At 61.9% G+C, this 14,382-nt stretch carries 11 protein-coding genes; 7 read left to right on the forward strand and 4 right to left on the reverse strand.

Features of this window, described 5'->3' with window-relative positions; translation table 11 throughout:
* Window positions 1–15: 15 nt before the first annotated feature.
* A complete protein-coding gene (gene grxC / locus BLX42_RS06940; protein WP_161871440.1) occupies window positions 16–270 on the reverse strand; it encodes a glutaredoxin 3 in 255 nt (84 codons plus the stop codon).
* A gap of 1 nt (window position 271) precedes the next feature.
* Window positions 272–685, reverse strand: coding sequence for a rhodanese-like domain-containing protein (locus BLX42_RS06945; RefSeq protein WP_046784988.1), 414 nt, complete (start codon window positions 683–685; stop codon window positions 272–274).
* Window positions 686–891: 206 nt separating this feature from the next.
* Here BLX42_RS06945 and gpmI point away from each other — a divergent pair, with 206 nt between their 5' ends.
* From gpmI to BLX42_RS06965, 4 genes are all read left to right on the forward strand, one after another.
* On the forward strand, window positions 892–2,427 hold the full coding sequence (gpmI, locus tag BLX42_RS06950; RefSeq protein ID WP_046784987.1) for a 2,3-bisphosphoglycerate-independent phosphoglycerate mutase: 1,536 nt from the start codon (window positions 892–894) through the stop codon (window positions 2,425–2,427).
* Between the two features lie 148 nt (window positions 2,428–2,575).
* The gene (locus BLX42_RS06955; protein WP_161871441.1) at window positions 2,576–3,862 is read left to right on the forward strand and encodes a murein hydrolase activator EnvC; all 1,287 of its coding nucleotides are present in this window, start codon (window positions 2,576–2,578) and stop codon (window positions 3,860–3,862) included.
* A gap of 92 nt (window positions 3,863–3,954) precedes the next feature.
* The gene (locus BLX42_RS06960; RefSeq protein WP_046784985.1) at window positions 3,955–5,277 is read left to right on the forward strand and encodes a S41 family peptidase; all 1,323 of its coding nucleotides are present in this window, start codon (window positions 3,955–3,957) and stop codon (window positions 5,275–5,277) included.
* An 8-nt stretch (window positions 5,278–5,285) separates the two neighbouring features.
* Window positions 5,286–6,053: a divergent polysaccharide deacetylase family protein gene (locus BLX42_RS06965; RefSeq protein WP_046784984.1), complete on the forward strand. Its 768-nt coding sequence runs from the start codon at window positions 5,286–5,288 to the stop codon at window positions 6,051–6,053.
* Window positions 6,054–6,058: 5 nt separating this feature from the next.
* Here the strand turns inward: BLX42_RS06965 and BLX42_RS06970 are convergent, their stop codons facing one another.
* A complete protein-coding gene (locus tag BLX42_RS06970; RefSeq protein WP_161871442.1) occupies window positions 6,059–10,726 on the reverse strand; it encodes a dermonecrotic toxin domain-containing protein in 4,668 nt (1,555 codons plus the stop codon).
* Between the two features lie 119 nt (window positions 10,727–10,845).
* The gene (locus BLX42_RS06975; protein WP_256671927.1) at window positions 10,846–12,792 is read right to left on the reverse strand and encodes a BCCT family transporter; all 1,947 of its coding nucleotides are present in this window, start codon (window positions 12,790–12,792) and stop codon (window positions 10,846–10,848) included.
* A gap of 214 nt (window positions 12,793–13,006) precedes the next feature.
* Here BLX42_RS06975 and BLX42_RS06980 point away from each other — a divergent pair, with 214 nt between their 5' ends.
* The 3 genes from BLX42_RS06980 to BLX42_RS06990 all read left to right on the forward strand — a co-directional run.
* The gene (locus BLX42_RS06980) at window positions 13,007–13,240 is read left to right on the forward strand and encodes a hypothetical protein (RefSeq protein WP_161871444.1); all 234 of its coding nucleotides are present in this window, start codon (window positions 13,007–13,009) and stop codon (window positions 13,238–13,240) included.
* Window positions 13,241–13,326: 86 nt separating this feature from the next.
* Window positions 13,327–13,983: a transcriptional regulator BetI gene (gene betI, locus BLX42_RS06985; protein WP_039601898.1), complete on the forward strand. Its 657-nt coding sequence runs from the start codon at window positions 13,327–13,329 to the stop codon at window positions 13,981–13,983.
* A gap of 38 nt (window positions 13,984–14,021) precedes the next feature.
* Window positions 14,022–14,382 (forward strand): aldehyde dehydrogenase family protein (locus tag BLX42_RS06990; RefSeq protein ID WP_161871445.1); only part of this gene is annotated, 361 nt, incomplete at its 3' end.

Genomic DNA, 14,382 nt, shown 5'->3' on the forward strand with positions numbered 1-14,382 from the left:
TGAATGCAGTGCAAATCAGGCCTTGAGCAGCGCGTCGAGCTTGCCGGCGCGCTCCAGGGCGTAGAGGTCATCGCAGCCACCGACATGGGTACTGCCGATCCAGATCTGCGGCACCGAAGTCCGGCCGGCCTTCTGGCTCATCTCGGCGCGTACCTGCGGCTTGCCGTCGACCTTGATTTCCTCGAAGGCCACGCCCTTGCTATCGAGCAGGTACTTGGCACGCATGCAGTAGGGGCAGTAGTCGCTGGAGTAGACGATGACGTCGTTCATATCACTTCACCAGGGGCAGGTTATCGGCTTTCCAGCTGGAAACGCCACCGCTCAGCTTGGCGGCGGTGTAACCAGCCTTGAGCAGTTCGCGGCAGATGGTGCCGGACTGCTGGCCCATTGCGTCGACGACGATCAGGGTCTTCTCTTTGTGCTTGTCCAGTTCGGTCATGCGGGTGGCGACCTTGTCCTGCGGGATGTTCACCGCACCGACGATGTGGCCGGCGGAGTATTCCTTGGCAGGGCGGATATCGATGACAAGGCCCTTCTCGGCATTGACCAGGGCGGTCAGTTGGCCATTGCTCAGGCTCTGGCCGCCACGGCGGATTTCATTGAGCAGCAGCAGGACCAGCAGAACAACGAAGATCGCAACCAGGATGTAGTGATCTGTCGCGAATTGAATCAGGTGAGCAACCATCAGCGGTGTTCCAGGCGATTGAAAATGCCGGCCAGTATACACAGCCCCCCAACACCGCCAAAGCCCGACGGGCCGGCCGGGAAAGTACCTTCATGTTGCCGCGGGCGCCGCGCTGGTCAGGGAACAGGACGAATATTCGCCGCAGGTGGCGCATTTGCCCTAAAATGCGTGTCTTTATCATCTTTGAACAACCGTGAGTTTGATTGATGACGAGTACGCCCAAACCCCTGGTCCTGATCATCCTGGATGGCTTCGGCCACAGCGAAAGCCCCGAATACAACGCCATCTATGCCGCCAACACTCCGGTCTATGACCGCCTGCGTGCCACCGCGCCGCATGGCCTGATTTCCGGTTCAGGGATGGACGTCGGCCTGCCGGACGGGCAGATGGGCAACTCCGAAGTCGGTCACATGAACCTCGGCGCCGGCCGTGTCGTCTACCAGGACTTCACCCGCGTCACCAAGGCCATTCGCGACGGCGAGTTCTTCAGGAACCCGGTGCTGACAGGCGCGGTGGACCAGGCTGCAGGTGCCGGCAAGGCCGTGCATATCCTCGGCCTGCTCTCCGACGGCGGCGTACACAGCCACCAGGACCACCTGATTGCCATGGCCGAACTGGCCGCGCAGCGTGGCGCCGAGAAGATCTACCTGCATGCGTTCCTCGACGGTCGTGACACCCCGCCGCGCAGCGCACAATCGTCCATCGAGCTGCTCGATTCGGCCTTTGCCAAGCTTGGCAAAGGCCGAATCGCCAGCCTGATCGGCCGTTACTACGCGATGGACCGCGACAACCGCTGGGACCGCGTCAGTGCCGCCTACAACCTGATCGTCGACAGCGTTGCCGAACACACTGCAGACAGCGCTGTTGCCGGGCTCGAAGCGGCCTATGCGCGCGATGAGAGCGACGAATTCGTCAAGGCCACGCGTATTGGCGAAGCGGTGAAGGTCGAAGATGGCGATGCCGTGATCTTCATGAACTTCCGCGCCGACCGCGCACGTGAGCTGTCGCGCGTGTTCGTCGAAGCCGATTTCAACGAGTTCCCACGGGCACGCCTGCCAAAGCTGGCCGCCTACATCGGCCTGACCCAGTACTCGGCGAAAATCCCGGCCCCGGCGGCGTTTGCCCCGGCCAGCCTGAACAACGTGCTGGGTGAATACCTGGCCAAAAACGGCAAGACCCAGCTGCGCATCGCCGAGACCGAGAAATACGCACACGTCACCTTCTTCTTCTCCGGGGGGCGCGAAGAACCGTTCGAAGGCGAAGAGCGCATCCTGATCCCGTCGCCGAAAGTCGCCACCTACGACATGCAGCCGGAAATGAGCGCCCCAGAGGTCACCGATCGCATCGTCGAGGCCATCGAGCAGCAGCGCTACGACGTGATCGTGGTCAATTACGCCAACGGTGACATGGTCGGCCATACCGGCGTGTTCGATGCCGCAGTCAAGGCCGTCGAAGCCCTGGACGGCTGTGTCGGTCGCATCGTCGAGGCACTGGACAAGGTGGGCGGCGAAGCGTTGATCACCGCAGACCACGGCAACGTCGAGCAGATGGAAGACGAATGCACCGGCCAGGCGCATACGGCCCACACCACCGAGCCGGTACCGTTCATCTATGTCGGCAAGCGCCAGGTCAAGGTTCGCGAGGGCGGCGTACTGGCCGACGTGGCGCCGACCATGCTCAAGCTGCTTGGGCTGGAAAAACCTGCGGAAATGACCGGTACCTCGATTCTGGTCGAGGATTAAGCGTCAAGCGGCAAGCGAAACCTGGCCTGGCGCCTGCTTTTGCTTGCCGCTTGTAGCTTGAAGCTTGCCGCTGACGCCGTGAGGCGTTTTTTTTGCAGCCCCGGGCGGGCATACTAGGCCAGTCTCCATCCTTGGTACGCCCAACCTCATGCTTCGCGCCCTGATTCTCCTAGCCCTGTCTTGCCTGCTCAGCCCGGCCTTCGCCGACGAGCGCGCACAGACCCAGCAACAACTGGACGCCACCCGCCAGGACATCGCCGAGCTCAAGAAAACGCTGGGCAAGCTCCAGGAAGAAAAATCCGGCGTGCAGAAAGACCTCAAAGCCACCGAGACCGACATCGGCAACCTCGAAAAGCAGGTGGAGGCTCTGCAGCAAGAACTAAAAAAGACCGAGGGCGAGCTGGAGCGCCTTGATACCGAGAAAAAAAAACTCCAGAGCTCGCGCATTGAACAACAGCGACTGATCGCCATTCAGGCGCGGTCCGCCTACCAGAACAATGGCCGTGAGGAATACCTCAAGCTGCTGCTCAACCAGCAGAACCCAGAAAAGTTCGCCCGCACCCTCAGCTACTACGACTACCTGAGCAAGGCGCGTATGGAGCAGCTGCGTGCCTTCAACGAGACCTTGCGCCAGCTGGCCAATGTCGAACAGGACATTTCCCGCCAGCAAGAACAGTTGCTGGCCCAGCGCGCCGATCTCGACAGCCGCCGCCAGGCCCTGGAAGCCGAACGTGGCAAACGTCAGCAGGTGCTGGCCAAGCTCAACAGTGACATGAAAGACCGCGACAAGAAGCTGCAGGCCCGTGAACAAGACCAGGCCGACCTTGCCAAGGTGCTCAAGACCATTGAGGAAACCCTGGCCCGTCAGGCCCGTGAGGCCGAAGAAGCGCGCAAGAAGGCCCTGCTGGCCGAGCAGGAGGCCCAAAAGCGCCGACAGCAGGAAGCGCTGGCCGCACAGCAAGACAGCGAACCGCCAAAAAAGGCGCGCACCACCCTAGGCCCGTTGGTTTCCAGCAGCAGCTCAACCTACGGCGGTGCTTTTTCTGCCGCACGGGGCAAACTTCCCTGGCCCGTCAATGGTCGATTGCTGGCACGTTTCGGTGAAGCCCGTGGCAGCGATGCCCGAGCCAAGTGGGACGGCGTGATGATCAGCGCCAACCCCGGCACCCAGGTACGTGCCGTGCACGGCGGGCGCGTGGTGTTCGCCGACTGGTTGCGCGGTGCTGGACTTCTGGTCATTCTCGACCATGGTAATGGTTACCTGAGCCTGTACGGCCACAACCAGAGCCTGCTCAAGAGCGCCGGGGACATCGTCAAGGCCGGCGAGGCCATTTCCACCGTTGGCGACAGCGGCGGCCAGGATGCCGCCGGCTTGTACTTCGCCATCCGCCAGCAGGGCAGGCCAACCGACCCTTCGCAGTGGTGCAGAGGTTAAGGTTAAAGCCTAGTCACTTTTTTACGGCCCGGCGCCCCACGCTGGGCCGATGCTCCCCAGGGAGCGCCTACAGGATCAGGAGTTCGTTCGACATGCTGCACTCGCCTCGTCTCACCCAGCTGGCCCTGACCATCGCCCTGGCGACTGGTATGCCTTTGGCCATCGCTGCCGAGCCGGCGCCCGCCAAGCCCGCCGCGGTGCCAGCCACCGAGGTGACCGCCAGGGCGCCGCTGCCACTGGAAGAGCTGCGCACCTTCGCCGAGGTCATGGACCGCATCAAGGCCGCCTATGTCGAGCCGGTAGACGACAAGACGCTGCTGGAGAATGCCATCAAAGGCATGCTCAGCAACCTCGACCCGCATTCGGCCTACCTTGGCCCCGAGGACTTCCAGGAACTGCAGGAAAGCACCAGTGGCGAGTTCGGTGGCCTGGGTATCGAAGTCGGCCAGGAAGACGGCTTCATCAAGGTGGTCTCGCCCATCGATGACACCCCCGCTTCGCGCGCCGGCGTGCAGGCAGGCGACCTGATCGTCAAGATCAACGGTGCGCCCACCCGCGGCCAGAGCATGACCGAAGCCGTGGACAAGATGCGCGGCAAGGTCGGCGAGAAGATCACCCTGACCCTGGTACGTGACGGCGGCACCCCGTTCGACGTGAACCTGGTCCGCGCGGTGATCCAGGTCAAGAGCGTGAAGAGCCAGTTGCTGGAAAACGACTACGGCTACATCCGCATCACCCAGTTCCAGGTCAAGACCGGCGACGAAGTGGGCAAGGCATTGGCCAAGATGCGCAAAGACAACGGCAAGAAACTGCGCGGCGTTGTTCTGGACCTGCGCAACAACCCCGGTGGCGTGCTGCAGTCAGCGGTGGAAGTGGCCGACCACTTCCTGACCAAGGGCCTGATCGTGTACACCAAGGGGCGTATCGCCAACTCCGAACTGCGCTTCTCCGCCGACCCGGCCGACGCCAGCGAAGCCGTGCCACTGGTCGTGCTGATCAACGGCGGCAGCGCCTCGGCCTCGGAAATCGTCGCCGGCGCCCTGCAAGACCAGAAACGCGCCGTACTGATGGGCACCGACAGCTTCGGCAAAGGTTCGGTGCAGACCGTGCTGCCACTGGCCAACGACCGTGCCCTGAAGCTCACGACCGCACTGTACTTCACCCCCAATGGCCGCTCGATCCAGGCCCAGGGCATCGTGCCGGACATCGAGGTGCGCCCGGCCAAACTCACAGCAGAGGTCGATACCGAGAACTTCAAGGAAGCCGACCTGCAAGGCCACCTGGGCAACGGCAACGGTGGCGCTGACCGCCCGACCGGCAGCAGCAAGCGCAAGGAGCGTCCGCAGGACGATGACTTCCAGCTGAGCCAGGCGCTCAGCCTGCTCAAGGGGCTGAATATCACCTCCGGCAAATGATTCATCCGTTGCGGTATCTGCTGCCCGTGCTGTTATGCCTGTCGGCCGCGTTCGCCCATGCAGCGCCGGCCAACAAGGCCTACATGAGCATCATCATCGACGACCTGGGCCAGAGCACCGAGCGCGACAGCAGAACGCTTGCGCTGCCTGGCCCTGTGACGATGGCGATCATGCCGGATACCCCCCACGCCAGCGAGTTCGCCCGCCAGGCGCACAAGGCGGGCAAGACGGTAATCCTGCATATGCCCATGGACCCCGCCACCGGGCCCTATGCCTGGCACCCGGACATCGCCTTGCCGGAGCTCGCCAGGCGACTGGACGCGGCCTTGGCCAAAGTGCCCTACGCCGCCGGCATCAACAACCACATGGGCAGCCGCATGACCGCCCAGCGTGGCGCCATGACCTGGCTGATGGGGGAACTCCAGCGGCGGCATCTGTTTTTCGTAGACAGCCGTACCAGTGCTGCCACCGTCGCCGCCGCCGAGGCCCAGGCACAGGCCCTTGGGCATGTGTCGCGCGACGTGTTTCTGGACGACGTACGCACCACAGAGGCCATCACCACACAGCTGCAGCAAGGCGTGGCACTGGCACACAGGCAAGGCTCGGCGGTGCTGATCGGGCATCCTTATCCGCAAACCCTGCAGGTGCTGGAGCAGGAGATGCCCCGGCTGCGAAGCCAGGGCATCGAATTGGTGACACTGACACAGATGATTGCAGAACGCGGTAATCAGGCCATGCCTGCCCATGGCAAGCACGGCCGCTACAGCAATCGCTGAGCCATTCAGTCAAAGGGGATCAGCCCCTCCACCTGGTTCAGGCGTAAATCCCCCCGGTAAATGGCGACCAGGTCTTCGCCGCTGGTTGCAGCCCGCAGTTGCGCCAGGCGCCCCAGTTTGCGCTGCGCCCACAGCTTCAGGTGCCCTTTGCTGAACTGCCGCGCCGGAGTGTCGATGTCCGGGTAGTGAAAGTGTGCCTCCCACAGCCCATCGCCCTGCCCCTGACCGGCCCGCGGCAGGCGCCTGACCTCGTAGACATCCAGGTAATCACCTGCTGCCAATGCCTTGCGGGGCCCCGCGCGCTGGACAGTGACCTGGTGGTTGTCGAGCAGAAATTGCAGGCTTCGTGCGTCGGGGTGGTCGGTGGACAGATAGATGCCGGTCAACAGGTCGCGGCGGGTAGCCTGCAAACGCTCGATGGCCTCACCCAGATTTTCGAACAAGGCATCTTCGGGGCTCATCCTTGGCAACGTGCTCAGGGCATTACGCAGTTTTTCCAGGTGCCCGTCGACAACCGTGGCCAGACCATTGGGCTGCTCTGCCTGAAAGAAACTTCTGGCCAGCTTGTTGATCCGCTCGACCTCCGCAAGCAGGGCCTGTGCCCGCTTTCGCGCAAGGCGGGGTTCCAGCGGGGAGAATGGCGGCTCTGACTCAGCGGGTTGCGGCACATCCTCGACCCACTCGCCGCCGCGCTGATGGAAGGTCTTCAGTACATGCTGGGTTCGCTCATCACGCTGCTGGACGATGGCGACACCATCCACCTCGACTTCCTGAGCGAGAACCTTGCGCCCGCGCTGAGTCCTGACCAGCTTGCGCCGCCCACCGCGCGGGGCATAGACCGTGGGACGCGGTGGGGCGGGCTCACAGAACTCCTGCTCTCGCACTGCCTGGGCGAGGTCGCCTTGAGCTGCGCGCTGCAATCCGTGCAAGGTTTTCTTGTACAGTTGCAGCGCCTCCTGCCTGATCGCCGCGCCCCCTACACTGCCCAGATAGTCGGCCATTGCCGCAGCCTCCTCGTAGCCTTCCAGGATGCCGCTCAACACCTCGATCCGCTCGGCCAGCGACAGCTCACTGCCCGCCAGATCGCCATGCGCGTTGCCTGCACTTTTCAGGCTGTCGCCTGCCAGGTAGTCGAGGTATTGCGATAACACCCGCTCCTCAACATCGGCCAGTCTTTCCAGGCTGGCTTCGGCCAGGTCTTGAAGCAGACGGAAATCAAGGTCGATGGCCGACAACCGCCGCGCCTCGATGGTGCTCTTGAGCTCGTTGTCTTTGTTGATGCGCGCGTGCGTGTCATCATCCTTGAACACGAAATTGTCGTCTTTGAGGGTTTCTTCGAGCAGCGCGTCAAGCAACCGGGACATGTCGACCAGATCCACTTCCCATTTGATGACCTCTTCCAGTACAGAACGAAAGTGCTTGTACTGGCTGATTTCGTCTTCGCTCTCAGGGTGGATGACAATCTGCTCGGCGAGGTTTTCCAGGTCCTCTGCATTGATGATCTTGGCCATCTCGTTGTAGAAGACTGAAATATTCTCGATCAGGCTCTGGCGGATCAGGCTGCGTTGCTCTTTGAGGACAACACTGTAGGCGTAATCCTCGTGGCGCATGTTGAACAGGCTGTTGACCACTTGCTCATGCTTGAGTGAGTTCTCGGCCAGGCTTTTGACTTCGTAGATGATTTTCAAGTTGATCTGCTTGCGCAGACGCTGGGTCAACTCAAGCTCGCGAATCGTCAGCTCGTCCGGATCAGCAACCGTTTTGAGCGCTGCGATGCGCTTGTCTTTTTCGTTGAGCAGGTCGCGATGCCTGTTCAGGGTTTCGGCCATGGCATTGTGCTGGTGAGCCAAGGCAGCTTCTTCGCGCTTGAGTTGCTCGCTTTTCTTGCGGTTCTCCTCTTTCAAGGCCTCACGCCTGCTCTTGGGCATGCCGCCACGCAGGCGCAAACCACGGTCAACCCGCCACTGGCCATACTCGAATGTCACCCAGGGCCCCATGCCCTCATCAGGGCCAACAATGCGCACACCGCCATCAACCAATACGGCCCGGTACACCCCGTCCCCCAGGTACAGGAAGTGATGCTCACCCACCGGATACAAACCGCGCCACGGCCCTGCCTCGATCGGGTCAATGCCTCGTAGTGATTGCGCGACGCGCATATCGGACACTGCCCTGCGTTGCTGCGGCGACAGCACATTGAAGCCCTGCGCACCGCGCCAGGCAAAGTCCAGGCGGGTCGCGCCATGTTGGGCCAACCCGCCTGGCACCCCGACCTTGCCTTGCACGGGAGCCGCCAATGCCTGAGCACCACGCCATTGCGCCGAGGCACTGGCCTGATCGGGCAGTAGTACAGGCACGTCTACCGGCAACTGCGGCAGGCGCAGGTGCATCAGGGCCATTGACGCGTTGAGCAGCAGTTCGACCACGGCACGGCAGCGCTCGAACGTGCTGCCTTCGCGCAGTGCCGTCACGTCATCGTGCAACCCGGAAATCACCTGCACCAGCCAAGCCACGCTGGCCACAGGCCCACGCAGCAGCAGCGTCACGACATCGAACAGCAACCAGGCTCCCTGAACAAGAATTGCCCAGCGACTTTCAGCGTTGGAAACCGACTCACGGTCGGCCAGTTCGACCAACAAGTTGCGATTGGCCCTGTACAGCTTCGCATCAACATCACGGCGCCAGAACTGCGCAGCGAACGTGGCTGGGCGCGCTCGCTCGGGCAGTAGTTGACTATCGAGTATGGGGCCTGGGTGATGCGGTTCATGGAAGCCGCCATAGGCATAGACGGCACGGGCGACAGGCGTCATCCAGTCGAGGATGCTCTCCTGCAATGGCCCAGGCCTGCGGATCGCTTCCATCATCACCGTCAGGCTATGGAACTCGAGCAGCGGCTTGGCTTTGTATAAAGGCCTGTATAGCAGCACCCCGGCCGGTTCAGTGCCGGACAGGACATACATGCCGCTGACCTCATCCTGCTCGTTGGCGCTTGCTTCGCGCCTGAACGCCAGAGGCATCAGCATCAGTGACGGCTGTTCAGGGCAGTCATGACCTTGGCAGTAATCTGTCACGCACTGCAGGCCGGCGTCACTGAGTTCACCCTGCAAGCGGGCGTATAGCGCGCTGAACAGCAGCGAACACCGCCACTCACGCCCAAAGCGCCTGGTCCGCTCAGGCCGAGTCGCCGGATCGTCGAGTTTCAGCGCGACATAGGCTGGATAGTGCTTGCCGATATCGACCCGCTGCACCAGCGACTTGAGATAATCGCCGTTCATCCAAGCCATGATCAGCTGGTTCTCACGGTGCGTTATGGCCGTGAGCTGCATGCCCTTGAGTGAACTGAGGTTACCGATGGCGAACTCGGTCAACGTCATGCTGCGGTGCTCCACCGCAGCATCGCCTGGCCCGACGCCTGCACCACCCGGCCAGCCTGCACTGACGGTGACCTGGAGAATCAGGTCATCCGAAAAATAATTAGCCTCGCTCGGAAAATCGGCAAGCATTTGCGCACGCAGCATCTGGCGGGTATAGCTGCGCAGGTCGAGCACATCCTCCAGCGCCCCGCTACCTTCGGAGTGAGCCTGCGCCAGGGCCAGTTCGAACATGCCCCGCTGGTAGGCAAAACCAAAGGCAGCATTGGCATTTAGCAGGCCAGGCGGCAAGGCAATGCGCGCCTCGCTGGCTTGGCCATAGCCGTCGATGAACCAGCGCGACGGGTCGCTCAGCGCAGCGAAGCACTGCTCAAGCTGCGTGATGCCTGACACCTGTGCGTAACGTAATCGAGCAATGGAGTCGAGCATGATCTCGAGCATCAAGGTGCTTTGCTGAGCAAACACGTCGCCTTCCAGCTCGTAGCGATGCCATGTCATGGATTCGAAGCGCTGGTGCCCGGCAAGCTCGTCGCGTAGTACCTCGGCGAAATCATCCAACGATGAAAATGCCCTCACGAGGCTGGACGGGGCGCACCACAGAATCACCTCGCGCTCGTCCCACTCGCCCCTGACCAGCAGGTTGGGCAGCCACTGATCATCAGCATCAAGTTGCACCTGGACCAGAAACACCGAAGGGGTGGAGCCACTATTCCTGAGCACACTGAGCATGCATTGACGCTGCTGATCATCCAGCCCCTGCAACGGCAAATTTTGCAACAAAGCCGATTTGAGCAGGTGCTGCAGCCACAGGTCCCGGCTCACGCCCTGGCTGCCTGGCGCCTTCCAGTAATCGACCTGAGCTTGGCAGAAGTTGTCCGCAAGCATTAGCAGAAGGTCATCCAGCTCAGCCAATTGGGCGCGGATCGAAATCGTCCCGGATGGCAACGCATTACCTTCCTGGTCGCGCAGGAACCAGGGTTCCCGGACTGCCAGCAGGAAATCCCCACCGTCAGCCCCCAGCGATGCCAGGGGCTGGCGGGCGTGAAATGCCTCAAGCATGACCTCCAGCAATGGCCGGGGCGTCCACGCGTCGTAGGTCTGCGGGCCGGACGCAATGCGGGCAGGGATGTTGAGTATGAGCGGTTCGGCATCGGGCAGCCTGGCGCCGGCCAAAGCGGCATGACAGGGGACCAGCAATTCGAGAATCTGCTGGCTCAGAACACTACGCAGGGTTGGACGACTGAAAAACTCGGTAGCAACTGCCCGACGAAAGTCAGGCACAGGACTTGGCTGAATGGGCATGGGGCGGCTTCCTCGCGACAAATGGAGCGCAAGGATGTGCCAAGGGGCAAAGTTCGCTGCGTTACATAAAGCTGGAGCCCTTGGGCGGCCGGCATCCGGCCGCCCAAGGGCTAACCGGATCAGCTGTAGACGCGGCCCAGCAACTGGCGATGGCTCTCGAACTGGTCGAGTACATCACGCACGATCTGCTCAGGCGCGAAGCCCATCAGGTCGTACTCCTGGCTGCCATCGTGCAGGTACACTTCGGCGCGATAGAAGCGCTGGCGCACCTGCGGCTCGCCCTCGACCGGCGCATCGCTCGGTGCGGCCATGTAACCGTCCAGGCTCACCTCGTAAACGAAGGGGTTGCCCTCTTCCATCATCACCCGCAGGCCCATCATGTTGCGCGACTGGCCAACACGGCTCTCGACATCAAAGCCCAGGGTGCGCAGTTGCTCGGCAGCTTCTTTCAGGGCCGGGGTGACCTGCTTGTCCATGAAGCGCTGCACCACGGCCTGGGTCGGCTGCAGCTCCAGCTGGCTCAGGCGCTCGGTGAAACCGCGACGGCCACGGGCGGCCAGCTCGGCACGCTCCTGCTCCACGGCAACGTCCTGCTTCATGGCCTTGTACAGGCCGAACATGAACAGCACCAGCACCACCGAGAACGGCAGGCCCGCCAGCACCACCATGGTCTGCATGGCTTCGAAGTTACCGGCGAACAGCAGGCCAATGGTGACCAGGGTGATGATCACCGACCAGAACACCACCATCCAGTGCGGGGCATCTTCGTCGACCTTGCCGCCTTTGCACGACAGGTTGGCCATCATCACCGCACCGGAGTCGGCCGGGGTGAGGAACAGCACGAAGCCCACGAACACCGCCACACCGATCACGATCTTGGCGGCTGGGAAATACTCCAGCAGCTGGTAGATCGACATCGACGGCTGCTCCAGCGCGGTCTTGCCCAGCTCCACGGCGCCCTGGTTGATCACCAGGTCAAGGGCGGTATTACCGAAGATCGACAACCAGGCCAGGGTGAAGCCCAGCGGGATCAGCAGTACGCCGCAGACCAGCTGGCGCACGGTACGGCCCTTGGAGATACGGGCAATGAACATACCGACGAACGGGCCCCAGGAGATCCACCACGCCCAGTAGAACACGGTCCACAGGCCCAACCAGCGCTCAGAGTTGCCGGCCTCGCCTTCGTAGACATAAAGGTCGAAAGTCTTCAGCACGATGCCATTGAGGTAGTCACCGATGTTCTGCACCAGGCCGTTGAGCAGGTGCAGGGTCTCGCCGCCCAGCAGCACGAAGATCAGCAAACCACTGAACAGCATGATGTTCAGGTTGGACAGGCGGCGGATGCCGTTTTCCACACCTGACACCGCAGCCACCGTAGCCACGCCGGCCATGACCAGAATCACCACCAGCAGGTTGGTCTGGCTGTGGTCCATGCCGAACAGGTATTCAAGGCCCGAAGACACCTGCATCGCACCGATCCCCAGGTTGGTCACCAGACCGAGCAGGGTGACGAACATGCCGAAGATGTCCACGGCATTGCCGGCAGCGCCCTTGACCCAACGCTCGCCGACCAGCGGATACAGTGCCGAGCGCAGTGCCAGCGGCTGGTTGTGCCGGTAGGCAAAGTAGCCTACGGCCAACCCGACCAGGGCGTAGATCGCCCAGCCATGCAGGCCCCAGTGCAGGAAGGTCAGTTGCAGGCCCTGGCGCGCGGCCTCGAGGCTGGCAGGGGTGCCCTGGGGCGGATTGAAGTAGTGGTCCAGCGGCTCGGAGGCGCCGAAGTACAGCAGCGAGATGCCGATACCGGAGGAAAACAGCATGCCGGCCCAGGCGCCGTAACTGAAGTCGGGCTGGTCATCCTTGCCGCCAAGCTTGAGCTTGCCGTAATCGGAGAACGCCAGGTAAACGACAAACAGCAGGTAACCGCAGATCACCAGCATGTAGTACCAGCCGAAGGTGCGCGTCAGCCACTTCTGGGCCACGCCCAGTACCTGACCGGCGGTTTCGGGAACAGCGATAAGCAAGGCAGTCAGAACGAGGATCATCAGCGCGGAAGTGAAAAACACCACGCGATTGACCCGTACCCTCTCGGCGGGGGGTTTGGTAAGGGAGGCAGAACTCATTGCACGAATGCTCCGGGCAGTGCGGCTGTGGAGGCTAATCAGTCTTTTCCCGAGCAATTGGTGGAATACCCCCACTGCGTCAGGTGTTATAAAAGCACCTTGGAAACCGTGATCCCTGATAGAAACGTTGCAAAAACCAGACAGGTGGTCGGCGCAAATGCTTCGCCAAATCAGATTGGTGCGCGCATTCGTCACAGAGCACCCCGCCCGCTCCAAGGGCCTGCCGCAGGTCGATGACCGCTCGGCAGAATCTGCAGTTCGCATCGCTCATGCCCGTCAACGCCTTGTATTCCGGGGGTTACGCGATTTCCTGGGGTGTCAATCCGTGCCCTCGAAACAGCCTGAAAAACTGTCAATGGCACAAATTGTCGCAGAGCTTATTCTTTATTGATTGAACGTTCAATCAAAACAAAATAGACTGGTCCTCGCCGAGTCAGCCGCACTTCGTCTGCTCGTCAGGCCTGAGGAGATAGCAAGATGCCCAAGGTCGGTATGCAACCCATCCGCCGCCAGCAATTGATCGAAGCTACGCTGCAAGCAGTCGATCAGGTCGGCCTGGGAGATGCCAGCATTGCGCTGATTGCCCGTTTGGCCGGTGTGTCGAACGGCATCATCAGTCACTACTTTCAGGACAAGAACGGCCTGATAGCGGCGACGATGCGCTACATCATGAACATGCTCAACGAGGGCGTGATCGCTCGTCGCCAAGCGCTGACCGACGACAGCCCGCGAGCCCACCTGAGGGTGATCATCGAAGGCAACTTCGATGCCAGCCAGGTGAATGGCCCGGCAATGAAAACCTGGCTGGCCTTCTGGGCCTCCAGCATGCACCAGCCGTCCTTGCACAGGTTGCAGCGGATCAACGATCACCGCCTGTATTCCAACCTGTGCTGCCAGTTCCGCCGCGCCATGCCGCTCGATGAAGCGCGCACCGCCGCCCGCGGCCTGGCTGCCTTGATCGACGGGCTGTGGCTGCGCGGAGCGTTGTCGGGCGATGCCTTCGACACCGGCCAGGCGATACAGATCGCTTACGAATACCTGGAACTACAACTGGCTAAACAGCAGCGCCCGGACACGCAACCACCGGCCTCTGAAAAAACGCGCACAGCCCTTGCCCAGCCGGCCGGAGCGTGACGCGAAAGCCACTCACACACTGCACTTGCGAGGACACTATGGCCCGTTTCGGAACGCAAAAACTCTACATTGACGGCGGTTATGTCGACGCTGGCAGCGACGCCACCTTCGAAGCCATCCACCCGGCGACCGGCGAAGTCCTCGCCCACGTGCAGCGCGCCACTCAGGCCGACGTCGAGAAAGCCGTCGAAAGCGCCGAGCGCGGTCAGAAAATCTGGGCCGCAATGACTGCCATGCAGCGTTCGCGCATCCTGCGCCGTGCCGTCGACATTCTGCGTGAGCGCAACGACGAACTGGCCATGCTGGAAACGCTGGACACCGGCAAGTCGTACTCCGAAACCCGCTACGTCGACATCGTCACCGGCGCCGACGTGCTGGAATACTACGCAGGCCTGGTGC

Source organism: Pseudomonas sp. SG-MS2 (assembly GCF_009933855.1).
Classification (GTDB): domain Bacteria; phylum Pseudomonadota; class Gammaproteobacteria; order Pseudomonadales; family Pseudomonadaceae; genus Aquipseudomonas; species Aquipseudomonas putida_E.

Bases quoted from the DNA above. Each gene is read 5' to 3' on its own strand.
- grxC (WP_161871440.1), bottom strand. From the start codon at position 270: ATGAACGACGTCATCGTCTACTCCAGCGACTACTGCCCCTACTGCATG.
- BLX42_RS06980 (WP_161871444.1), top strand. From the start codon at position 13,007: ATGCTTCGCCAAATCAGATTGGTGCGCGCATTCGTCACAGAGCACCCC.
- gpmI (WP_046784987.1), top strand. From the start codon at position 892: ATGACGAGTACGCCCAAACCCCTGGTCCTGATCATCCTGGATGGCTTC.
- betI (WP_039601898.1), top strand. From the start codon at position 13,327: ATGCCCAAGGTCGGTATGCAACCCATCCGCCGCCAGCAATTGATCGAA.
- BLX42_RS06960 (WP_046784985.1), top strand. From the start codon at position 3,955: ATGCTGCACTCGCCTCGTCTCACCCAGCTGGCCCTGACCATCGCCCTG.
- BLX42_RS06945 (WP_046784988.1), bottom strand. From the start codon at position 685: ATGGTTGCTCACCTGATTCAATTCGCGACAGATCACTACATCCTGGTT.
- BLX42_RS06970 (WP_161871442.1), bottom strand. From the start codon at position 10,726: ATGCCCATTCAGCCAAGTCCTGTGCCTGACTTTCGTCGGGCAGTTGCT.
- BLX42_RS06955 (WP_161871441.1), top strand. From the start codon at position 2,576: ATGCTTCGCGCCCTGATTCTCCTAGCCCTGTCTTGCCTGCTCAGCCCG.